The 21,610-nt window shown below is 71.4% G+C and carries 18 protein-coding genes; 8 read left to right on the top strand and 10 right to left on the bottom strand.

Features of this window, described 5'->3' with window-relative positions:
- Positions 1–152 precede the first annotated feature (152 nt).
- The 4 genes from ACFWPQ_RS23045 (at position 153) to ACFWPQ_RS23030 (ending at position 6,826) form a co-directional block, all read left to right on the top strand.
- Entirely contained in the window at positions 153–3,620 is a 3,468-nt protein-coding gene (locus tag ACFWPQ_RS23045) for a DNRLRE domain-containing protein (RefSeq protein ID WP_384037739.1), read from the top strand.
- 289 nt (positions 3,621–3,909) lie between these two features.
- Positions 3,910–5,598 carry a GH25 family lysozyme gene (locus ACFWPQ_RS23040; RefSeq protein ID WP_384037736.1) on the top strand — a complete coding sequence of 563 codons (1,689 nt, stop codon included), beginning with the start codon at positions 3,910–3,912 and terminating at the stop codon, positions 5,596–5,598.
- 25 nt (positions 5,599–5,623) lie between these two features.
- Positions 5,624–6,049, top strand: coding sequence for a hypothetical protein (locus ACFWPQ_RS23035; RefSeq protein WP_384037733.1), 426 nt, complete (start codon positions 5,624–5,626; stop codon positions 6,047–6,049).
- 27 nt (positions 6,050–6,076) lie between these two features.
- Positions 6,077–6,826, top strand: a complete 750-nt coding sequence (locus tag ACFWPQ_RS23030; protein WP_384037730.1) for a D-Ala-D-Ala carboxypeptidase family metallohydrolase — start codon at positions 6,077–6,079, stop codon at positions 6,824–6,826.
- 60 nt (positions 6,827–6,886) lie between these two features.
- Here ACFWPQ_RS23030 and ACFWPQ_RS23025 read toward each other — a convergent pair whose 3' ends face one another.
- The 3 genes from ACFWPQ_RS23025 to ACFWPQ_RS23015 all read right to left on the bottom strand — a co-directional run bounded on the left by ACFWPQ_RS23025 (position 6,887) and on the right by ACFWPQ_RS23015 (position 10,091).
- Positions 6,887–8,032 (bottom strand): helix-turn-helix domain-containing protein, encoded by a 1,146-nt coding sequence (locus ACFWPQ_RS23025; protein WP_384037727.1) that lies wholly within the window; start codon positions 8,030–8,032, stop codon positions 6,887–6,889.
- Between the two features lie 168 nt (positions 8,033–8,200).
- Entirely contained in the window at positions 8,201–9,208 is a 1,008-nt protein-coding gene (locus tag ACFWPQ_RS23020; protein ID WP_384037723.1) for an alpha/beta hydrolase family protein, read from the bottom strand.
- Positions 9,209–9,368: 160 nt separating this feature from the next.
- Positions 9,369–10,091 (bottom strand): hypothetical protein, encoded by a 723-nt coding sequence (locus ACFWPQ_RS23015; protein ID WP_384037720.1) that lies wholly within the window; start codon positions 10,089–10,091, stop codon positions 9,369–9,371.
- A 551-nt stretch (positions 10,092–10,642) separates the two neighbouring features.
- Between ACFWPQ_RS23015 and ACFWPQ_RS23010 the strand changes: the two genes are divergently transcribed.
- On the top strand, positions 10,643–13,600 hold the full coding sequence (locus ACFWPQ_RS23010; protein WP_384037717.1) for a BTAD domain-containing putative transcriptional regulator: 2,958 nt from the start codon (positions 10,643–10,645) through the stop codon (positions 13,598–13,600).
- On the opposite strand, the gene ACFWPQ_RS23005 is transcribed toward ACFWPQ_RS23010, so the two are convergent.
- The 3 genes from ACFWPQ_RS23005 to ACFWPQ_RS22995 form a co-directional block, all read right to left on the bottom strand.
- On the bottom strand, positions 13,585–13,986 hold the full coding sequence (locus ACFWPQ_RS23005) for an SH3 domain-containing protein (RefSeq protein WP_384037714.1): 402 nt from the start codon (positions 13,984–13,986) through the stop codon (positions 13,585–13,587). The genes ACFWPQ_RS23010 and ACFWPQ_RS23005 overlap by 16 nt on opposite strands.
- Positions 13,987–14,161: 175 nt before the next feature.
- The gene (locus ACFWPQ_RS23000) at positions 14,162–14,716 is read right to left on the bottom strand and encodes a hypothetical protein (RefSeq protein ID WP_384037711.1); all 555 of its coding nucleotides are present in this window, start codon (positions 14,714–14,716) and stop codon (positions 14,162–14,164) included.
- A gap of 74 nt (positions 14,717–14,790) precedes the next feature.
- Positions 14,791–15,507: a TetR/AcrR family transcriptional regulator gene (locus tag ACFWPQ_RS22995; protein WP_384037708.1), complete on the bottom strand. Its 717-nt coding sequence runs from the start codon at positions 15,505–15,507 to the stop codon at positions 14,791–14,793.
- 110 nt (positions 15,508–15,617) lie between these two features.
- On the opposite strand from ACFWPQ_RS22995, the gene ACFWPQ_RS22990 reads away from it, so the two are divergent.
- On the top strand, positions 15,618–17,366 hold the full coding sequence (locus tag ACFWPQ_RS22990) for a CocE/NonD family hydrolase (protein ID WP_384037705.1): 1,749 nt from the start codon (positions 15,618–15,620) through the stop codon (positions 17,364–17,366).
- Positions 17,367–17,483: 117 nt separating this feature from the next.
- On the opposite strand, the gene ACFWPQ_RS22985 is transcribed toward ACFWPQ_RS22990, so the two are convergent.
- Together ACFWPQ_RS22985 and ACFWPQ_RS22980 are read right to left on the bottom strand one after the other, a co-directional pair.
- Entirely contained in the window at positions 17,484–17,909 is a 426-nt protein-coding gene (locus ACFWPQ_RS22985) for a hypothetical protein (RefSeq protein ID WP_384037702.1), read from the bottom strand.
- 20 nt (positions 17,910–17,929) lie between these two features.
- A complete protein-coding gene (locus tag ACFWPQ_RS22980) occupies positions 17,930–18,370 on the bottom strand; it encodes a LysR family transcriptional regulator (RefSeq protein WP_384037699.1) in 441 nt (146 codons plus the stop codon).
- Between the two features lie 108 nt (positions 18,371–18,478).
- Here ACFWPQ_RS22980 and ACFWPQ_RS22975 point away from each other — a divergent pair, with 108 nt between their 5' ends.
- Together ACFWPQ_RS22975 and ACFWPQ_RS22970 are read left to right on the top strand one after the other, a co-directional pair.
- Positions 18,479–19,687, top strand: a complete 1,209-nt coding sequence (locus ACFWPQ_RS22975; RefSeq protein WP_384037695.1) for a cysteine desulfurase-like protein — start codon at positions 18,479–18,481, stop codon at positions 19,685–19,687.
- A gap of 170 nt (positions 19,688–19,857) precedes the next feature.
- Entirely contained in the window at positions 19,858–20,184 is a 327-nt protein-coding gene (locus tag ACFWPQ_RS22970) for a hypothetical protein (protein ID WP_384037692.1), read from the top strand.
- A gap of 42 nt (positions 20,185–20,226) precedes the next feature.
- On the opposite strand, the gene ACFWPQ_RS22965 is transcribed toward ACFWPQ_RS22970, so the two are convergent.
- Together ACFWPQ_RS22965 and ACFWPQ_RS22960 are read right to left on the bottom strand one after the other, a co-directional pair.
- Positions 20,227–21,078, bottom strand: coding sequence for a helix-hairpin-helix domain-containing protein (locus tag ACFWPQ_RS22965; RefSeq protein ID WP_384037689.1), 852 nt, complete (start codon positions 21,076–21,078; stop codon positions 20,227–20,229).
- Positions 21,079–21,080: 2 nt separating this feature from the next.
- Entirely contained in the window at positions 21,081–21,509 is a 429-nt protein-coding gene (locus tag ACFWPQ_RS22960; protein WP_384037686.1) for a hypothetical protein, read from the bottom strand.
- Between the last annotated feature and the right edge of the window lie 101 nt (positions 21,510–21,610).

Here is a 21,610-nt window from a genome sequence, read left to right as displayed (position 1 = left end):
ACGTCATGTAACAGTCAAAGGAGCGTCAATCGGGATGCTCCGACGTCCCGAGAGCTCTCCCACGCCCATCGGTTCAGGACACAGGCGTGACGGGCGCCTTCCCGTAGGTCATGATCTGCAGCCGTTGTCCGAGGGGGAAGGAAGACTCGCTCATGACCAGCAAGTGGCGGCGCCTGCGCGCCCGCCGGGCCGCGGCCGCGGCCGTCGTGGCCCTGGCCACGGTCGGCGGCCTGACGTACGCCGGGCTGACCGGCACCGGCGGGGACCGGCACCACGGCGGCGGCCACCCGGCCCGCGCGGCCGCACCGGTCGCCGAGGCCGAGGCCGCCTCGCGTGCGGCGAGGTCCGGCAAGCCGGTCGAGGTGACGGCGCTGCGCACGGCGTACGAGACCACCTGGGCGCGGCCCGACGGGCTGCTGCAGCGGCGCGTGCACGCCACGCCGGTCCGTGCCAAGGTCCGCGGTCGCTGGCAGCCGATCGACACCACCCTGGTCCGCACCGGAGACGGTTGGTCGCCCCGCGCCACCAACGTCGGTCTCACGTTCTCGGCGGGCTCCCGCACCGCCTCCGCGCGTGCCGACCGCGGGGCCGGGGCGCGCAGAGTCTCGCTGCTCACCGCGACCGCCGGCACCGGTACCGCCCTGGTGACGCTCACCACCGGGGCGCACACCGTCCAGCTGACCTGGCCGGGGACCATCCCCACGCCGGTGATCGACGGCTCGCGCGCGCTGTACCCGGAGATCATCCCGGGCGCCGACCTGGTGCTGACGGCGGACGACGGGGGCTTCGCCCAGCTGCTGGTGGTCAAGACCCGGCAGGCGGCGGCCGATCCACGGGTGGCGCAGCTGACCTACGGGCTGACCTCCCCCGACCTGACCTTCAGTCTCGACCCCACCACCGGCATCGTCAGCGGCCGGGACGCCGACGGCGAGGAGGCGGCGGTCTCGCCGACGCCGCTGATGTGGGACAGCTCCGGAACTCCCGCTCTGACCGACGGCCAGGCGGGCACGAGCGCGTCACCGACCGCCGCGGAGAGCCTGTCCGGCGACGCCAGTGCCGCTCCGGACGACTCGGAGTCACCCACCGCCTCGCCCGAGCCCAGCGACTCCGTCGACGACAGCGACGACGGAGACGTCGACGACGAGGTGCTGCCCGACGCCACCGACGAGGCTCCCGACGCCTCCGCCGGGGAGAGCGAGAGCGCCGCGCCGTCCGTGCCCGCCGAGTCCTCGCCCGAGCCGACCCACACGGGGGCGGCCACCACCCTGGACCTGCCCTCGCTGGCCGGCCCGCAGCCCGACTCCCGTGGCACGCTGGTGACGGCCGACCTCGACGGCTCCACCTGGTCCCTGACGCCGGACCAGGACTTCCTGACCGACCCCGGCACGGTCTACCCGGTCTTCATCGACCCGTCGGTCAGCAAGCACACCAACGACTGGACCACCGCCTACAGCCGCCATCCCAACGCGAACTTCTACAACGGGCGCAACTTCAACAAGGGCACGCACGAGGCGCGCGTGGGCTTCGAGTCGGACACCTGGGGGACCTCGCGGTCGTTCTTCAGCATCGACTGGAACCCGGACCTCAAGGGCGCCACCGTCATCACCGCCAAACTGCACGCGCTGGAGACCTACTCGTGGTCGTGCAGCGCCCGCACCATGAACGTGTATCTGACCGGGGCGATCAGCAACAAGACGACCTGGCGCAACGCACCGAAGATGACGGCGGGCAACAAGCTCGCGAGCAAGAGCTTCGCGCACGGCTACCGGTCCTCGAGCTGCCCCGACGACTACGAGGCGTTCGACGTCAGGGCGGCCGCCCAGAAGGCGATCGCGCACGGCTGGTCCACCCTCACCATCGGCTTGCGGGCCGGTGACGAGGACTCGGCGTACTCGTGGAAGAAGTTCCAGGCGGACGGCGGCAACGACCCGTACGTCGAGCTGGTCTACAACCGCCCGCCGGCCGCCCCTTCGCACCTGGACCTCGACCCGGACCTGTCCTGCGACACCACCTCTCCCTACGTCAACGTCGGCGCCGATTCGATCACCTTCTGGGCGAACAGCAGCGACAAGGACGCCAACCTGGCCTCCCTGCAGTTCGAACTGTGGCCGACCGGCGGCAGCGGGAACCTGCTGGGCGGCAAGGCCAAGGTCACGGTCGGCAGCCAGACCGACTCGGCCCGTGTGCACACCGACCCGTTCTCCACCAGCGGCCTGAAGAACGGCGTCAAGTACTCCTGGCGGGTCAAGGCGGTGGACAAGCGCGGGGCGACCTCCGCCTACGCGCCGTCGAAGACGCCGTGCCGGTTCGTCTTCGACAGCTCCCGGCCCACGCCGCCCGTGGTCACCTCCACGACGTTCCCCGACGCCGACGCGAAGGACGACGGCTTCGGCAACGCGGACGAGGACTCCACCTGGTCCACCGTCAAGTTCGGCACGGCGGGCTCGTTCACCTTCAAGGCCTCGCAGACCGACGTGGTCAAGTACGAGTACGGCTTCAACTCCGCCTCGTACACCGGTTCCGTGTCACGGACGAACGGCGCTGCCACCTCCACCCTGAGCACCTACTCCGGCGCGAAGCCTCCGCTGGCCGGGCCGAACGTGCTCTACGTACGGGCCGTGGACGACGCCGGGAACGTGTCGGACCCGCGGAAGTACTTCTTCTACGTCACCCCTCGCGACACGGCCGACGCGCCGGGAGACTTCACCGGCGACGGCTTCCCCGACCTCATGGTCGTGGACGCCAACGGCAACCTGCGCATGTACCCGGACAAGGGCACCGTGGACGGCTCCAAGGGCACCGGCGCCCTCGGCTACTCCATGTCCGGCGCCTACCAGGAGAACAGCGACAAGGACCCGAACGGTGACGACCTGCCGCTGTACTCCCGTCCGTCCTCCGGCTACTGGAAGAACACCCTCATCGCCCACCTCGGCGACGTCTACGGCGGCGACGGCCTGCAGGATCTGATCGCGGTGCGCGCGGGCAAGCTGTGGGTGTACCCGGGCGACGGCTACGGTGCCGTCGACATCGGCAGGCGGCAGGCGATCCTGCTGCCGGCCGGTGCTCCGGATCCCTCGACGATCACCCAGATCGTCTCGGCCGGCGATGCCACGGGCGACGGCAAGCCCGACTTCTTCCTCACGGTGGGCGACGCGTTGTGGGCGCTGATCGGGTACAACGGCGCCACCGTGGACGAGGCCCGGCGACTGTCCGCGTCGGCCTGGACCGACCGTGACCTCGTCACCGCGCAGGACGTCTCCGGCGACGGCGTCACCGACTTCGTCTACCGTTCGGACGCCAGCGGACGGCTGCTGTTGCGCAAGGGCATCAAGGACACCGCGACCGGCGGGGTCGACACCGGTTCGCTCGCCTCGGCGGCCGCCTCCTCCGGCGGCGTGGACACCGAGTACGGCGCCTCCGGCTGGGGCAGCTCCAGCATCCGGTTCCTCTTCGGCACCCCGGACGCCAACGGGGACGACATCCCCGACATCTGGACCCTCAGAGTGGACGGCACCGTGCGCTTCTACTCGGGCAGCCGCACGGCACTCAGCGGCTCCGGTACGGAGATCGTCGGCAACGGCGACGGCATCGGCTGGAAGAACAAGCTGGCGATCGGCTGACGCGTCGCCAGGCCCCGCATACGACGCCGACGCGCACGGAGCCCCCGTGCGCGTCGGCGTCCTGCGCGCAACTCGGCGGTGTACGCCTCGTACCCCTCCGCGCCCCCTCCCTGCCGGCCGCCGCGGCCCGTGTCCCACCCCCGTCCCAGCGGCGCCCCGTCCCCGCAGGTCAGCGGCGCCCGACCATCCCGGTGTCCCGATCCGGGCCGGCGGAGCCGGACTTGGGGTCGGCCGCTGCCAGCATGTCCCCCGCCGGGAGCTCCCGGTCACTCACAGAGGGGGAACACAGATGGGACGGAGGACGCTTCTGCGGGGTCTGACCCTCGCCGTGGCAGCGGTCCTGCCCCTGTACGGGCCCACGGCGGTGCACGCGGCGCAGGCCGCGGCCACCGCCGTCGCGGTCTGCGGGCACACCAGTGAACAGCCCACGCTGCAGCGGGGATCGACAGGGGACCCGACGGTCGAGGCGCAGTGCGAACTCGATCTCGCGACGAAGCCGAGCCGGTACACGCCGATCGCGGCGGACGGCTCGTTCGGACCCGCGACGGAGACGCGGGTCAAGGAGTTCCAGGCGTGTGCCGGGCTGAGCGTGGACGGTGTGCTCGGCCCGCAGACCTGGGCGGCGCTCAACACCTGGGCCGCCCAGCCGCACACCTGCGCCACCCAGGGCACGTCGGCCACGGCGCAGGCGACCGTGTGCGGCCACACCGACACCCGACCGACCCTGCGCAAGGGCGCGAACAGCGTCGAGGTCAAAGAAGTGCAGTGCCGGCTCAACCTGGCCATGGAGCCGCTCCACTACCCGCCGCTGACGATCGACGGCGACTTCGGGGGCGGCACCGAGTCCCGGGTCGTCGAACTCCAGCACTGCGCGGGCCTCAGCGCCGACGGCGTCGTGGGCCCCAACACCTGGGCGAAGCTGGTGGACTGGTCCGCCCGTAACACGTACTGCACGCCACCGCGCCCCGCCGGCTACCCGATCGACGGCCTGGACACGGCCAAGTACCAGCACCCGAACGGCGCGCCGATCGACTGGAAGGCCGTGAAGGCCTCGGGTGTCGAGTTCGCGACGGTCAAGGCCACCCGCGGCCTGAACGTCACCGACGAGTACCTCGCCACCGACCTGCCGGCGGCCCGGGCGGCCGGCCTGGCCGTCGCGCCCTACCACTTCTACACGGGGACCGCGGCCGACACGGGCGCCGCGCAGGCCGACCGGTTCATCGCCGCGGTGAAGGCGACCGGCTACACCGGGCAGCGCGCCGGCGACCTGCCGCCGGTGTTCGACCTGGAGCGTATGGACGACGGCACCGGACGCTGCCCCACCTACGGCACGGTGGCCGACGCCAAGGCCTGGCTCGACAAGGTGGAGGCGGCCTTCGGCCGCGTCCCGATCATCTACACCCAGAAGTCCTTCCTGGACGACTGCCTGGGTTCGACCACCGCCTTCTCCCGGTATCCGCTGCAACTCGCCGACTACCGGCAGTCGATCACCCAGCCCCCGCTGCCGGCCGGCTCGACGACCTGGGCGATGTGGCAGTACACCGACGCCGCGCTGTTCCCGGGCATCAAGGCCCCGGCGACCGCGGACGTGTTCAACGGCACCCAGGCCGACCTGGACCGGCTGGCCAACCGCAGCACCAGTCTCACCGCCGCGGCGCCCGCCTCCGTGCCGGCCGCCGCGGCCGCGACGAGCTGCTACGGCGGGGCCGTCACGGTGCACTACGGGGAGGTGCGCGACTTCGGCCCGTACCTGACCACGAGCCGCTGCAACGACATCAACATGCGCGTCGTCGGCGGCGACGCGGAGTACGTCGTCGCCTGCGTGAAGTTCGAGAAGACCGGCGTCTGCAACCGCTGGACCAAGGTCGGCTGGAGCTGGACGACCATCGCCACCGACGTCCTGGACGGGACCAGGTTCACCGTGCCCAACGGCGTGGACCTGGAAGGCAGTTCCGCCACCATCCAGATCGCCTTCTGACCCCCTCGCCCGAACGGAGACCACCATGACCAGAAGCAGAGCGCTCGCCTCGGTTCTGTGCACCGCGGCCGCGCTGCTGGGCGTGGGCGTCGCGCCCGCCGCCGCGCAGACGTCGACCGCCTCGGCCGCCGCCACCAGCTGCTACGGCGGCGCGAAGACCCTGACGTACCACTACCAGGCGGCCGCCAAGGAGTACGGCACCTACACCACGTCGTCGCGGTGCAACGACATCAACCTGCGGCTCATCACGGACGAGCCCGGGGTGTACCTGGACGCCTGCGTGGTGTTCGTCGACCACACCAGCAAGTGCAACAACGGCGACGCGTACACCACGCACGGTACCGAGTGGGGAACCGTCGCCACCGACGTCCTGGACGGCACCCACTTCGTCGTGCGCGTGCACGCCTACGACATCGACGCGCAGAACGTGACGTTCCAGATCGCCTACTGACCTCCTGAAAAGCTCGAAAGGACGACCATGACCTCCTCCTCCCGTCCCCTGGACCGCCGCTCCATGCTGCGTGGCACGCTGGCCGCCGGCGCCGGCATAGCCTTCGGCCAGCTGCTGTTCTCGGGCACCGCACAGGCCTATTCCTGGTCGCGCACCCTGGAACAGGGCGCCACCGGCGCCGACGTGACCGAACTGCAGATCCGGATCGCGGGCTGGGCCGCGGACAGCGCAAGCCACAGCCGGGTGAGCATCGACGGGGACTTCGGCTCCGGTACGGCGGCGGCCGTACGCCGGTTCCAGGCCGCGTACGGCCTCACCGCCGACGCCAGTGTCGGCCCCAACACCCAGGCGAAGCTGAACGCGCTGGAGCAGTCGGACGGCTCCACGCTCCACTTCAACTGGACCGAGTTCTACAACCAGACGGACGGCACCTTCAACGGCGGCAAGCTGAGCGCGTCGCAGGTGAAGGAGAACGTCCGGCGCTGCATGTACAAGCTGGAGGCGCTGCGCAAGAAGCTGGGCGACAAGCCGATCACGGTCAACTCCGGCTTCCGCAGCATCGCGCACAACGCCGAGATCGGCGGGGCCAGCGACAGCATGCACCTGTACGGCACCGCGGCCGACCTCGACGTGCCCGGGGTGGCCACCAAGACCGTCTACCAGAAGGCCGAGACCTGCGGGTTCTCCGGGCTGGAGACGTACACCGTCGACCACCAGCACGTCGACAGCAGGGCCGACCTCGGCCGTGACTGGTGGTGGGAGAACGGCACGGTCTGATGCCGCTGACGGGGAGCGGAGCTCCGGGTACCGCCGCTTCGGTACCCGGAGCTCCGGGCTTCATTTCTTCGGGGTGCTCTTCGGCGTGCTCTTCGGTGTGCTCTCCAGCGCCGCCTCGCAGGAGGGCCAGTCGTGGAAGTCGTGCCGGACGCTCCACAGCCGGTGGGCCGCCCTGATGTTCCAGTCCGGGTCGAACGCCCGCAGCGGTGTGCCGCCGAGGTCCTGCAGCCGGGCGTCGGAGATCTGGAACACGCCCCAGTTGCGGCTGCCGTTGGTGTTCGGGAGCACGTACAGCGGGTCGAGGAACGACGCGCAGCGGGCGACGGCGACGGCGGTGCCGGGATCCTCGACGAACACCTCACGGATCCGGTTCGCCACCCGGGCCGGCGCCCAGGTCGTCATGCTCACCTTGTGCTCGTAGAGCGCCTTCTTGGTGGCGTCGTCGACCACGTTGGTGGCCGGCAGACCCGCCAGCACCTGGAACGCGGTCACTCTGCGCAGGGTCTCCGGCCCGAAGTCGCCGTCGACGGCGAGCTTGCCCTTCGCCCGCGCCAGCAGGGTCTGGACCTCGCGCACGCAGGCGTCGTGCTGCCCCATGCTCACGGTCCTGCACGCCGTGGAGTCCAGCAGTCTGCCGCCGGCCGCCGGCGCGGCATCGTCGGAGCTGCTGCCGGGCAGCCAGACGAAGCCGGCCACCAGCACGACCGCGACCACGGCGGCCAGGACCGCGAAACGGGGGGACGGCTTTTCGGGCACCCGGAACCGCTGCGGCCTCCTGGTCTCCGGCGGGGTGACGCCATCCGGTACGGCACCCGCCGGCACGAGCCCGGCAGGTTCGCCCGCCTCCGACGCCGACTCCGACTCCGGCGCCGACTGAGACTTCGGCTCAGACTTCGGCTCGGGCTCCGGCTCCGCCTCCGGCTTCGGGCTCGCTTCGGCGGCCGCGGCCGGCGCATCCCGGTCGGTGTCCGCCAGTGCCCACAGCCGGTGGAGTTCGCGAAGCTCCTCCGCACTGGCGCCGCACACCTTGGCGAAGGCATGCACCACCCGGTAGTCGGCCGGGACGCTGAGACCGGAGCAGTAGCGATGCAGACTGGAACCGCTGACGCCCGCTTCCTTGCCGAGGCGGTCGTACCCCCGGCCGCTGCGGTCCTTCAGCATCCGAAGGCGGGCGGCGAACTTCTCGGTATGCGGAGAGGCAACCACGCGTCCCCCGTTGCTCAAGCCTCTACTGACGGGTAGAAGCTACACCGCGGGAATGGACCGCGTACGCCCTTCCATTGCCATGATGTGACCGACAATGACCTTTCTCACAACGATATTTGACAATGCGTCAACTACGTCAGCCAATCCCGCCACCTCTCCCCGCATGGCCTACTTGCACTCGACTCGTCCGGCCGGGGCGGTCCCGGTCGTCAGCGCCTCGCACGCCGCCTGCCAGGCGTGGCGGTCGGGCAGGAACTGGCTGCGCAGGTAGGCCGCGGCGAGGTGGCCGAGGGCGGCGACGCGCGCAGGGTTCTCGTCGGTGGTCTCGTCGGCGTCGTATCCGGAGATGCCGCCGAGCAGGTGCTCGGCGCCGAACAGGGTGAGCAGGGTCTTGGGGGTGGGGGCGAGGCGGTAGGGGTCGGCATGCCAGTCGGGGCCGATGTCGGTGAAGTGCCGGGAGTCGTCCTTGTCGCCGACGACGACCAGGGTGGGCGTGGTCATCGTGGAGAAGTCGGTGGCGTGGAAGAACGGCACCATGTCGGCCATCGGTCCGTTGAGGATGTCGCCGCCTCTGCCGGGTGCGGCGAGCAGCACGCCCGCCTTGATCCGGGGCTCGCTCAGGTCCACGTCCGTCCCGGTGTCGGGGTCGGTGGTCCGGGCGCCCAGCAGCAGGCTCGCGGTGTGTCCACCGAGGGAGTGCCCGGCGACCGCGATCCGGTCGTGGTCGAGGCGCCCGGCGAGCCCCGGCACGGCGTTCTCGATCTCGTCGAGCCGGTCCAGGACATGGCTCATGTCCTCGACGCGCGAGCGCCAGAAGAAGGGGCCTCCGGGGGTACCGGCGAGTCGTCGGCTCAGGGTCCGGGAGCTGAGGTGGGTGGGCTGTACGACGGTGAATCCGGCTGCCGCCCAGAGGTTGACGAGGGGCGCGTAGCCGTTCAGCGAGGAGAGGTTGTTGGAGCCGCCGTGGCCGTGCGAGAACAGGACGACGGGCAGGTCGGTCCCGGTCGCGGGCACGGAGACCCGGACCTGGAGCTCCACGGGCCGTCCGGGCACGGACAGCGTCACCGGGCTGTACGACAGCACGGGAGCGGGCGGGCCGAAGATGTCGGCGATGTCGGTGGCGTCGGCGGCATCAGTGATGTCGGCGATGTCGGTGACGTCGGTGGATGCACTCATGGTGAGCGGTTCCCTTCTGCGTCCCGTGCGTCGGCGACCGGGCGCGCCCGGCCACGACCGAACGAAACGGAACACTGTCCCGATTACTATCCGGAACAGCGTCCCGTTTTGTCAAGCGGCGCCGAACCGAAGCGAAGAAGCCTCATCACGGACGCGGACCTCATCCGTGGTAGAGCACGCGCACGGCGTACGCGTCGCCCGGAAGGGCGTCGAGGTACTCGGTGAAGTGGTGGCGCCGCTCGGCGTTCGCGACGTCCAGCCAGCGTCCGTCCAGGGTCAGCAGGGCGTTCGAGGGCAAGGCGGCGTCCACGGCATGGCGTACCAGGGCGTCAAGGCCGTCGCTCAGGCGGGCGATGGGGTCGCCGCCCACGACGTCCTCCAGTTCCGGGTTGTCCAGGAACGCCGCGATGACCGGCTGCGCGCGGTAGTCCTCCACGGCCTGTATCTGTGAATAGTTCTCGGGGTCGGCGAGGTGCCGGGCCCGGAAGGCACCGAAGGCGCGGCCGGGCGGGTAGGCCTTGGCGAAGTCCTGCCACGCTTCGAAGGCCTGGCGGGCCTCGGCGGCCACCCGCACCCGCGGCGTTTCGAGGTCCAGCAGTGCTCGCGGGCCGCCGTCGCACAGTCCCGGCGGAACGTTGCGCGGCTCTCCGGACAGGGTCTCGGCACCCCGGACAAGGCGCGGGTCGTCCTCGTGTCCCGGGACGACCAGGAACTCGCAGCCCCCGCCGTCGATCTGCCAGTAGTCCCACCAGGTCTCGACGTCCGGACCGCCGACTCCGACATCACGGTTGTAGTCGAACGGCGCCATCGCCGCGCCGATGGCCCGGACGACGTCCCCCGGGTCGCACGGCGGGACGCACACCGTCACTCGCTCTTTCGCCACAGCCGTTTCCTCGGTCTCTCGTCACGCTCATGCCGGCGGGCGAACCTGTCCGGGCTCGCCACCGGCGCACCCGCCCCCGCTCGGGCCCCGCTCGGGCCCCGGAAGAACAGAACACGCCACCCGGCCCCGCTCCGAAACGGACCGCCCGGTGTCCGGCCGTTCGGGCCGCGTCCTCCGGGCCCTTCCGACGGTTCCCCGCATCTTGATCGAACGGATCCCCGCACCTGGATCAAGACGTGGAACGAAGACCGCAGACGAGATCCTCGACGAAGTCGCCGCCTGCCGCCGCCGATTTTCCGGTGCGGCCGGCGTCGGTCCGACGGCCGTGGCCCTGCCCGGCGCCGGAGAGCGCCCGCCCGACACCGGAGAGGACCTGGCCGGCGCCGGAGAGGACCTGGCTGGCCGGAGCCTTGTCGGTCTCTCTTGCGCGCGCGTAGCGTCTGGTGGGCCTGGTGCCTGGGAGGTGTCGACAGGGCGACGCCGGTGAAAGGGCTGACCGGCCAGGCGAGAGTGCGGACGGTGTGCGCGTCCGATCGCCGGGGGTTGTCGTGGTGACGTTCAGACTTCTCGGGCCCGTCGAGTTGGTGGGCCGCGGCCCCGTCGACGTGGGTCCTCCGCAGCGGCGGAGCGTGCTGGCGGCGCTCGCGGTGGACGCCGGCCGGGCCGTGCCGCTCGACACCCTGATGAGACGGGTGTGGGGTGAGGATCCGCCGGAGGGTGCGCGGCAGGCGCTGTACGCACATGTGGCCCGCATCCGCCGGGTGTTGGCAGCCACCGGAGCCGCTCGCACGCCGGGCCTGCTTCGGCGGGGCGGTGGGTACGTGCTGGACACCGACGCGGAAGAGGTGGACCTCCACCGGTTCCACCGTCTGGTCGCCGATGCCCGCAGAGCCGGCCGGGGTGGCGCCGGGCAGGTGACGATGCTCCGTGAGGCTCTGGACCTGTGGCGCGGGGAGCCGCTCACGGGACTGTCCGGGGAGTGGGTGTCGCGGATGCGCGACACCTGGCAGCGGCAGCGGCTGGACGCGGTCACGGCGTGGGCCGACGCGGAGACGGCGGTGGGCAACCACGCGGTGGTGATCGGCCGGGTGCCCGAGCTGATCGGCGAAAACCCGCTCGTGGAGCCGCTGGTGGCCGTGCTGATGCGGGCGCTGTACGAGGCGGGACGCGGTTCCGAGGCCCTGGAGTGCTTCGCCGAGGCCCGCAAGCGGCTGGCCGAGGAGCTGGGCGCCGATCCGGGGACCGAGCTCCGGCGGCTCCACCAGGCGATCCTGCAGGGGGCGTCGAAGCCGGCCGAGGCCGCGGAACCGCCGCCTCGGGCACGGCGGCGGTCCACGCCGGCCCTGGCACGTCTGCCCCTGGACGTACGGGGTTTCACCGGCCGGGAGGAGGAGCTGGCCCAGCTCGACAGCATCCTCGCGGAGGGCATCGGCGCCCCTGCGGTGGCGGTGGTCTCGACCCTCTCCGGAACCGCGGGCGTCGGGAAGACGGCTGTGGCCGTCCACTGGGCGCACCGGGTGGCCGACTGGTTCGAGGACGGCCAGATCTACCTGAACCTCCGTGGTTTCGAGCCTTCGCGGCCACCCGTGACCCCGGCGGAAGCACTGCCCCGGCTGCTGGAGGCATTGGGCGTGCTGCCCCAGCACATGCCGGTGAGCCTGGACGCACAGACCGCCCTGTACCGCGGCATGCTGGCGGGACGGCGGATGCTGGTGATGCTCGACAACGCCCGCGACGCCGAACAGGTGCGGGCGTTCCTGCCCGGCAGTGCAGGATGCTTCACCCTGGTGACCAGCCGGAACCGGCTCTCCGGCCTGATCGCCCTGGAAGGCGCCCGGAGCCTTGCCCTGGACGTGCTGCCCGCCGCGGAGTGCCGGCGACTGCTCGCGCGCCGGCTGGGGGCCGAGCGCGTGCTGTCCGAACCACTGGCGGTGGACGAGATCGTGAGCCGCTGCGCGCGGCTGCCGCTGGCCCTGGTGATCGTGGCGGCGCGCGCGGCGATCGAGCCGCGGCTCGGCCTGGCCCGGCTCGCCGCCGAACTCCGGGACGCCCAGCACTCCCCCGACGGGCTGGACAGCTTCGGCGACGAGGACGCGCGGGCGGACATCCGGGCCGTGTTCTCCTGGTCGTACGGCGCCCTGAGCCCGCAGGCCGCCCGGATGTTCCGGCTGCTCGGCGTGCACCCCGGCCCGGACATCAGCGTGGCCGCCGCCGCGAGCCTGGCCGGGCTCCCCGTCGAGCACGCCGGCCGGCTGCTGACGGTGCTGGCCGACAGCCACCTGGTCACGGAGTACTCGCGCGGCAGATACGTACTCCACGACCTGCTGCGGATGTACGCGGCCGAACTCGCCGGCACCGCACACACCGCCGGCGCATCCGCCGCCGACGCACCCGCCGACGACAACGCACCCGCCGCCGACAAGACGCGAGCGGCCGACGAGACGCGAGCGGCCGAGGACCGAGTGTTCGGCCACTACCTGCACTCCGCCCACGCCGCCGACCGCATGCTGGATCCGCACCGCGACCCGATCGCGCTGCCGCCCGTGGTCCCCGGCGTCTCCCCCGAGCACGCCGCGGACCACGGAGCAGCCCTTTCCTGGTTCACCGCCGAGCACCCCGTGCTCCTCGCGGTGGTGCACCGGTGGGGCACCACCACGCGGGCACCGGGTGCCCCGATCTGGCAGCTGACCCGCGCCCTGACCACGTTCCTGCAGCGGCGCGGCCACTGGTCCGACTGGGCCACCGCCCAGGAGGCCGCGCTGGCCGCCGCCCTGCGCTCGGCCGACGCGGCCGGGGAGGCCGACGCCCACAGCGGCCTCGGCCGTGCCCGCACCCGCCTGACGCGGCTGGACGACGCGCTCACCCACCTCACCCGCGCCCTGGATCTGCACAAGGCCCTCGGCGACCGTACCGAGCTGGCCCACACCCACCTCGACCTGGCCCGCCTGCACGCCCGGCGGGACGCCTACCCCGAAGCGCTGGCCTGTGCCGAGGAGGCCCTTGCCCAGTACACCTCCCTGGGCCATCGGACCGGGCAGGCCCGGGCCTTGAACTCGGTCGGCTGGTACCACGCACAGCTCGGCGACCACCGCCAGTGCCTCGTGTTCTGCGGGCAGGCGCTGGAGCTCTTCACCGAACTCGGCGTCCGCGACGGGCAGGCGGACACCTGGGACAGCCTCGGCTACGCCCACCAGCACCTCGGCGACCACCGCCGGGCCGCGGACTGCTACGGCAACGCCGTCGCGCTGTTCCACGATCTCGGAGACCGCTACTTCGAGGCCGACGTGCTGGCCCACCTCAGCGAGAGCCACCTGGCGGCCGGTGAGACCCCGGCGGCACGGCGGGCCGCCCGGCGCGCGGCGGACATCCTCGACGAGCTGGGCGTCCCGGACTCGGACGGCGTCCGCGCCCGACTGCACCGCCTCGGCCTGCCGGCCGGCCCCGGAGGACAGGCAGACGCACCGAGCGACGGCCGGGGCCGGAGTGCTCCGGGTCAGAAGCCGCAGTAGTACCTGGAGCCCCTGACCCCGCCCGCGTCCTTCGGCAGCAGGGAGTCGCTCACCCACCCGTACGTGCCGTCGGTTTCGTTCTTGAGGTACGTCCAGGAAGCCCCGGAGGTGTTGTAGGTGAAGCAGTAGTAGTTCAGCGCGTTCTGGTTGTCCGCGTAGCCGGTGATACCGCACGAGGTGCTGGATCCTGAGCGCATGTTCGCGGCGACGCCCGCCGTCTGCCTCACGTAGGCGCTCCCGTCGAGGTTGGAGCCGACCACACCGCAGGCCGCGTTCGCGGACGCGGGCGCGGCCAGTCCGACCACGGCCGCCGGAACGGCGAGTGCGGCCACTGCGGCGGATACGAGACCGTGCCTCGCCAGCCTGGAGCTGAAGTTCGTGTTCACTTTTCCTCCCCTGTGCGCGGATGTGCGATGACGTGCGCCGTCGGCACCTTCCGCGCCGGTGGCCGGCGTGGTCGCCTCGGTGCACATGACGACGATGGGCAGGAGGCCTTGCCGGAACCTTGCCGTTACCTTGCCGCCCTGCCGCCCTGCCGCCCTGCCGGCCGCGGAATCCGGGCTAGACGGTCACATGGGCGTAGACCAGGGGCGCGGAGGCGTCGGTCTCGTCGACGGTGACAAGGCCCGTGCCGACCGTGTCGCCCGGTTCGGGGATGTCCGCGTAGAGGCCGGCGATGTGGTGCCCCTTGGCCTCGGTCTTCCAGGGCAGCCCGACGGAGTCGATGTCGTCCTGGTCCAGGACGGCGTCACCGGCCGCCAGGTCCCCGGTGGTTTTGCCCAGGGACGTGACGAACTCCTTGAGGCCCGCCGGGGTGGTACGGAAACGCAGATAGATGTCCTGGCCGCTCTCCGCGCTGCCGTCGCCCGGGACCACCAGGTAGGAGGCGTCCCGGGCACCGGCCGGCACGGCGATCCGGAAGGTCTTCTGGAGCGCGTCGCCGGGGATCCCGTGTCTCTCCGGCGAGGCCTTCGGCAGCGCGTTGTCCTTGAACCCGAAGAACCCGAGTGGTGCCGCGAGGACCGCCCCGGCGACCAGCAAGAACACACAGCACGTCAGCACCACAAGCGCGACGGGCAGTCGCCGTTCGCGCTCCGGGCGCGTCATGTCCGGCATCGGGGCTTCTTTCGCGTGTCGGAGGTGCCTCGGGCGTTGAAGTCACGGGCGAGGCCGGTGGTGTGCACCCCGGATCAGCCGGAGTCGAGGCCGTCGACCAGGCGGCCGAGGAAGCGGTCGAACGTGGCTTCGGGGGTGAGGGGGCGCCCGGGCGAGGCGAGGGCTGCGGCCAGCTCTGGATGGTGGCCGTCCGATGCGACAGCGGCCAGATAGCGGGCCTCGGCTGCGGCCCGGTCGGACGACTGTGCGGCTGCGGCCTGCGTGATCTCGTAGGTGACGTGCCCTGCTACGAACGCGGTGAGCTGGGCGAAGACCTCCAGGTTCGCCGCGCCGTCCAGTCCGGTGGGCCGCAGGGCGGCAAGTGCTCGTTCCAGGAAGGCCAGTGTGTTGGGGCCGGGTGTCCGGCGGGTGGACAGGGCGCCGGGCAGCCAGGGGTGTCGCAGCATCAGGGCACGCTGGAGACGGGCAATGGTTTTGAGGTCGGCACGCCAGTCGCCGGTGGGCGCGTCCGTCGTCGGCAGTTCGCCGCTGACGTGGTCGACCATCAGCTCCAGCAGGGTCTCCTTGTCGGGGGCGTAGCTGTAGAGCGACATGACACCGGCTCCGACCTGTGCGGCGACCCGCCGCATGGTGACCGCCTCAAGCCCTTCGGCATCCGCCAGGGCGACGGCCGCCACCGTGATCGCCTCGCGGCTGAAGGCGGGCCTGCGCCCCCTGCGGGGTCCTGTGGACCCCAGCCAGAGCTGTTGGGGGTCGACGCCCCTGGCGCCGGACGCTCCGTCACGGGTCACGATCTTCGCAGTCCCCTTCTCCTTTGCTGCGGCCCTTGCTGCGGCCCTTGCGAGGGTCATCCAAGCATCCACTATTCTCGTACGCCGTACGAGAATAGTGGAGGGGAATGATGGCATCGCCCACGCACCACGCCACGTCGAACCCGGCCTGGACACCGCCTTCCGGGAAGCCGCCGTGGTCCTCGCGGCTGATGAGAGCGATCTGGCGCGATCTCCCGGCCAAGCGGCACGAAGCCGGTCGGGAATCCGGGCTGGTGGCGCCGGCCGCCGACGGCAGTCCGTTGATCACGGATCACTACTTTCCTCGCGCGGAGGGCGACTTCCCCACCCTTGTCGTGCGCTCGCCGTACGGCCGGGGCCTGCCGTGGTCGCCCATGTACGGCATGCTCTTCGCCGAGCAGGGTTTCCACGTCGTCCTGCAGAGCTGCCGCGGCACCGGCGGGTCCGGCGGTCGCTTCGATCTGTGGCGCAACGAGGCCGCCGACGGTCAGGCCACGGTGTCCTGGCTGAGAGAGCAGCCCTGGTTCAACGGCACACTGGGCACGGTCGGCCCCAGCTATCTGGGTTATGTGCAGTGGGCGCTCGCTCTGGACCCGCCGCCCGAGCTGAAGGCGATGGTGGTGCAGGTGGGTCTGCACGATCCCTACGCCCTGTTCCACACAGACGGTGCGCTTCACCTGGAGAACGCCCTGCTCGTCGGCGTCGGCATGACGTACCAGCACCGGGGGACGGCATCGTTCGTGAGGGCGATGCTGCGTCTGCGGCGCCGGCTGCGCGGAATCATCGCCGCGCGGCCCCTGCGCGGGGCGCACATGTCCGCCCTTGGGCGCGAAGTGCCCTGGCTGGACGACGTGATGACACACCCGGATGCCGACGACCCGTACTGGGACGGCGCGTCCCCGGGAAGGGCGGCAGAGCGGCTGAGCGTGCCCACCGGTCTGATCACCGGGTGGCACGATGCGCTGGCCGACCAGACCTTCGAACAGTACGGCCGGCTGCGTCGGGCCGGCTGCGAGACCGCCCTGCTCGTCGGCCCCTGGACACACACCTCCGCGCTTCAACGGGGCTGGCCCGAGGTGTTCGCCGAGAGTCTCGCCTGGCTGCGTGCGCATCTGTGTGCGGACTCTTCCGGCCTGCGCCCCACCGCAGTGCGTGTCCACGTCGGCGGCGAAGACGCGTGGCGGGACCTCGACGACTGGCCGCCGTCCCCGGCCGCCACACCATGGTTCCCCGCCCCGGGCGGGTACCTCACCCAGCAGCCCGCCACGGACTCCGCACCGCTGACGTCCTTCCGCTACGACCCGGCGGCTCCCACCCCGTCACTGGGCGGCCCGCTGCTCTCCCCTGCTGCCGGACCTCGTGACAACAGCGCGCTGGAGGCCCGCGAGGACGTTCTGACGTTCACCGGTCCGCCGCTGACCGAGCCCGTGGACATCCTCGGCCCGGTCTCCGCCCGGCTGAGCATCTCCACGGACACCGGACACGCCGACGTCTTCACCCGCCTGTGCGACGTGGACGCACAAGGCCGTTCCACCAACGTCTGCGACGGGCTCGCTCGGCTGAGGACGGTTGGGCAGGCACCTTCGCAGGTCACCGTACCGATGAGCGCCACCGCCTACCGCTTCGCCGCCGGTCACCGTATTCGCTGGCAGATCAGCGGAGGCGCCCATCCGCGCTATGCCCGGAATCCCGGTACCGGGGAACCGCCGCTCGATGCCGAGGAACTCACGCCGGTGCGCATCACCCTCCACGCGGACTCGGCACTGATGCTTCCTCGGAGCGTCAAGGCCGCACAACCCTTCGGCGTTCAGCAGCCCGACGCATGGACAGCGGCCCCGGCCCGGCCCAGGACGCCGTAGTCACGCTCACCGGCGGACACATGGCTGGGTCGAAACGCCGGTTCGTCTGCCGCCGGTGGGTACGGGGTCTTGCCGATCAACCCCGGCCCTTGCCGTGGCCGGGGTCGGCGGCGGCTCTCAGCCCTGGACGAGCTTGGCAACGCCTTCACCTGCCTGATCGGCCGCGCTGTAGAGATCACGGATCTTCTCCAGGAAACGGGCGAGGATCTCCGGGTAGCCGGCCGGGACATCACCGTGGCGAAACGTCCTCGCGATCTCGTCGGCGTGGTCGGCGACGGACCGTTCGGCATCGACGGCGGCCAGGAAACGGGCTGCGACCGCCACCTCGTCCGGCGGGAGGTAGAAGCAGGCGGTGCCGAGGTCGTCGTCGCCGAGGAGGTCGCCCATGGTGAGGGGAAGCCCGCTGATCTCCTCAGGCCCCTGAGCCAGCAGGACCTGCTCCAGGACCTCCCACTCCCGGCCGAGAAAGCACTCACTCTCCACACCGCTGCGTTCACCCGAGAATCCGGATACGACATGCCGGAACCCGCTCTCCGCGTCCACGGCGGAAATCCTTCGAAGCGTCATGTCCACAGCCGACTACTCCGATCCACAGATCTGGTCACCGGAGTTTGAGAACCCCCTGCCGACCACACTCTCCACCGCGCCGGCCAGGAGCGTGACCAGTTCGTCGACGGCCGGAGGACGGGGGCCGGGTCCGCTGACGGCGAGGATCTCCCGGTGGAGCGGCGTGCCCCCGGGCGGCGGCGTCCCGGCTCCGCCCCCGTGACGTCGAAGAGCGTCTCGGTCGCCTGGGCGAGGGCGCGGCCGGCCGCCGTGAGGACCAGCCGGCTGCCGGGGCGGCGGACGATCAGTTCGACGGCCATGTCACGTTCCAGCGCGGCGATGTGCTGGGACACCGCCGACGGCACATAGCCGAGTTCGGCCGCGGCCTCGGTCATCGACCCCCGGCGCAGCACGGCCAGGAAGGTGGCCAGGAGCTTCAGATCCGGCTGGGACTTCACGGTTCATGAACTCTCGCTTCGGAATCCATCGCTTTACGTGTCGCAAGGTCGACGTCAGAGTAAAGGCACCCCGACGCCCGGCGCTCCGCCCGACAGAAAGCCGAGACCATGGCTCTCGATCTCACCGCCCTGCGGGCCCACTTCCCCTCCCTCGCCACCGGCCTCGCCTACTTCGACGGTCCGGGCGGAACGCAGACCCCCCGCCCCGTCGCCGACGCCATCGCCGCGACGCTGACCGGCCCGCTGTCCAACCGGGGAACCGTCAGCCCGTCCGAGCTCAACGCCGAACGCGCGGTCGCGGACTTCCGCACCGCCTACGCCGACCTGCTCCGCATGCCCGCGAACGGCGTCGTCCACGGCCGCAGCGCCACCCAGCTCACCTACGACTTCTCACGCCACCTGGCCAAGACCTGGAAGGCCGGCGATGAGATCATCCTCAGCCGCCTGGACCACGACGCCAACGTCCGCCCCTGGATCCAGGCGGCCGAGCGCGCCGGAGTGACCGTCCGCTGGATCGAGATCGACGCCGACACCACGCAGCTGGACCTCGACTCGTACGAGCGGGCCCTCTCCCCACGGACCCGGCTGGTCGCGGTCACGGCCGCCTCCAACGTGCTGGGCACCAAGCCACCCGTCCGCGCCATCGCCGACCGGGCCCACGCGGCCGGCGCCCTGGTGTACACCGACGGCGTCCACTACGCCGCGCACCACCTCGTGGACGTACCCGCCCTCGGGGTCGACCTGTTCGTCTGCTCGCCGTACAAGTTCCTCGGACCGCACTGCGGAGTGCTCGCGGCAGCCCCCGAACTCCTCGAAACCCTGCGCCCGGACAAGCTCCTGCCCTCCCCGGACACCGTCCCCGAACGCTTCGAGTTCGGCACGCTCCCCTACGAGATCCTTGCCGGCGCCACCGCGGCCGTCGACTTCCTCGCCACGATGGATCCCGGTACGTCCGCCACACAGACGTCACGCAGGGAGCGTCTGACGCGGTCCCTGACCTCCCTGCACGAGCACGAGCAGTCGCTGCGGACGAGGCTCCAGGAGGGCCTCGACGCCCTGGGTGACGCCGTCACCCTGCACTCGAAGGCTCCCGACCGCACCCCTACCCTCCTGATGACCTTCGCAGGCCGCGACGCCCGCGAGGCCCAGACACACCTGGCCGCGCGCAACGTGGTGGCACCCGCGGGATCGTTCTACGCGCACGAGCCCTTCACCGCGCTGAAGCTCGAAGACCCCGCCCTGCGAGCGGGCCTGGCCCCCTACAACACCACCGACGACGTGGACCGGTTCCTCGACGGCCTGGCCGCCTTCCTCTGACCCGCGAGGCGGCGACGCCATCGGCCCGACCCCGGCGATCCGCGGAAAGTTGATTGGCGATCAGCGTGCAATGGGCATGAACCGGATAAGGGCGTACGGCCGCTCCACCTCGCGGCCGATCCGGTTCCCGATCCCACTTTCCCTGTTCCGTGCCGGTACGGAGAGATGCCATGAGCACGACCCATGAAATGCAGCTGGTCAACACGTTGGCATCGGGCGCCGAGGAGTGGTTCTGCCCGAGTTGCCGGCGCCGGATACTGATGCAGTGGCCGCCCCGCTACGAACTGGTGGTGCTGGAGCGCGGCGACGAGAGCGTCACCCATACGGGAGGGAAGGGCGGCCTGTCGATCGTACGGACCGACGTGTCCACCGCGCCGACCGTCCCGCAGCCGTCGGCCATGCCCTCCGGGCCGAGGCCGGAGGACAGCCGCTGGCTGCGGGAGATCGGCATCGCCTGGGACGACGAGGCGGGCCCGGACTCGGGCTCCGCCGCGTGAGGCGTGGCCCGGTGCCCGTCACCGTCACCGTCACCGTCACCGTCACAGGCTGAGCACGAGCCCGCTCACCGTGGCCGCCAGCGCGCTCGGGTGGAGCCCACCGGGTTCGCGGAGGCTGACCGCGACGCCCAGGCTGTGGGTGCCGGGCGGCAGGCCGGGCAACGGCAGCCGGATGACGGGGTGTCCGGCGGCCACCACGCCCCGGCCTTCGGCCAGCATCCGCCGTCCGGCGCCGGTCAGGGTCTCGGTGACGGCCGCGTAGTACGCGAAACGCTGCTCCGGGTCGCCCGACGGCGGCAGTTCGAGCGTGACGTCCAAGGCGAACGGCGCCCCAGCCTGTACGGTGCCGCCGTCCCCGATCGACAGCCGGGGCTCGGCCAGCATGACGGTCGGCGTCGGCGGCACGGGGCGAGCCTCGGACTCGCCGGCTGCCGCCGGCGCCACCGCTGTCTCCGACTCCCGCTCTGGCTCCGGCTCCGGCTCCGGCTCCGGCTCCGGCTGTGCGTCGACCTCCGGTGGGACCGGTCGGCCCAGGACGCAGGCCAGCAGTGCCTGGGCGTCCCACTCGGGCCAGTGCCGGGTCTCCCCGGTGCGTAGTCTGCGGATCTCCGTCGCGCGGACCCGGCCCTGGTCGAGCCGGACCCGCAGGACGAAGGTCACTGACTCCTCCTCGTCGGCCGGCTCCGGCCCGGGTTCCGCCGCAGCGAGTTCCGCCGCGTTCTTGCGCCATCGCTCGACCCGGTTCACGGACATGCCGTGCAGGTCGTGCACGGCGGCCAGCACCTCGTCCGTGGACGCGGCGGACAGCTCGGCGCAGGTACGTATTCCGGCGGCGGCCAGTCTGCGCGCGGTGGACGCACCGACGCCGTCGATGCGGGTCAGCTCCTCGGTCACGGCTACTTGATGACCTCGATCACCGGCAGCGTGGTGAACGCTCCGATGCTGTTGACCCCGGGGAACTGGACCAGGGCCGAGACCTGGTAGAGCCCGGGCGCCAACGTGCCCACCGGCAGAGTCACTTCGGTGGCGGTGCCGCTGTGCACCACCTGCGTGGGCGGCGACGTCGGGCCCGTGATCAACGGGCGGTCGACGGACCGCGTGACGTCGCTGGTGCCCGAGAGCGAGGCGAAGGCGTAGGTCACCCGGTACTGCACCGTGCCCATCAGTCCCAGCAGGGACCCACGAGCCTCGAAGGTCACGCTGACCGTGATCGGCAGGGAAGCGGTGAGGATCAGGCTGGACGGAATGGAATCGTTGTCCTTCACCCGGATGTTCCTGGCGTCGACTCCGAAGCCGGGATTGTTGAGTTCGGGTTGTCCGGTCATGCTGGTCTCCCCCTGAGACGTGAGCGGTCGGCTCGGCGGCGGGGTGCCACCGGCCATGGCACCGGTTATTCCGGACGCCGCTTAACCGCCTCGCCCGGCAC

Source organism: Streptomyces sp. NPDC058464 (assembly GCF_042721035.1).
Classification (GTDB): Bacteria; Actinomycetota; Actinomycetes; order Streptomycetales; family Streptomycetaceae; genus Streptomyces.
This window is presented reverse-complemented; position numbering and strand designations above follow the sequence as displayed.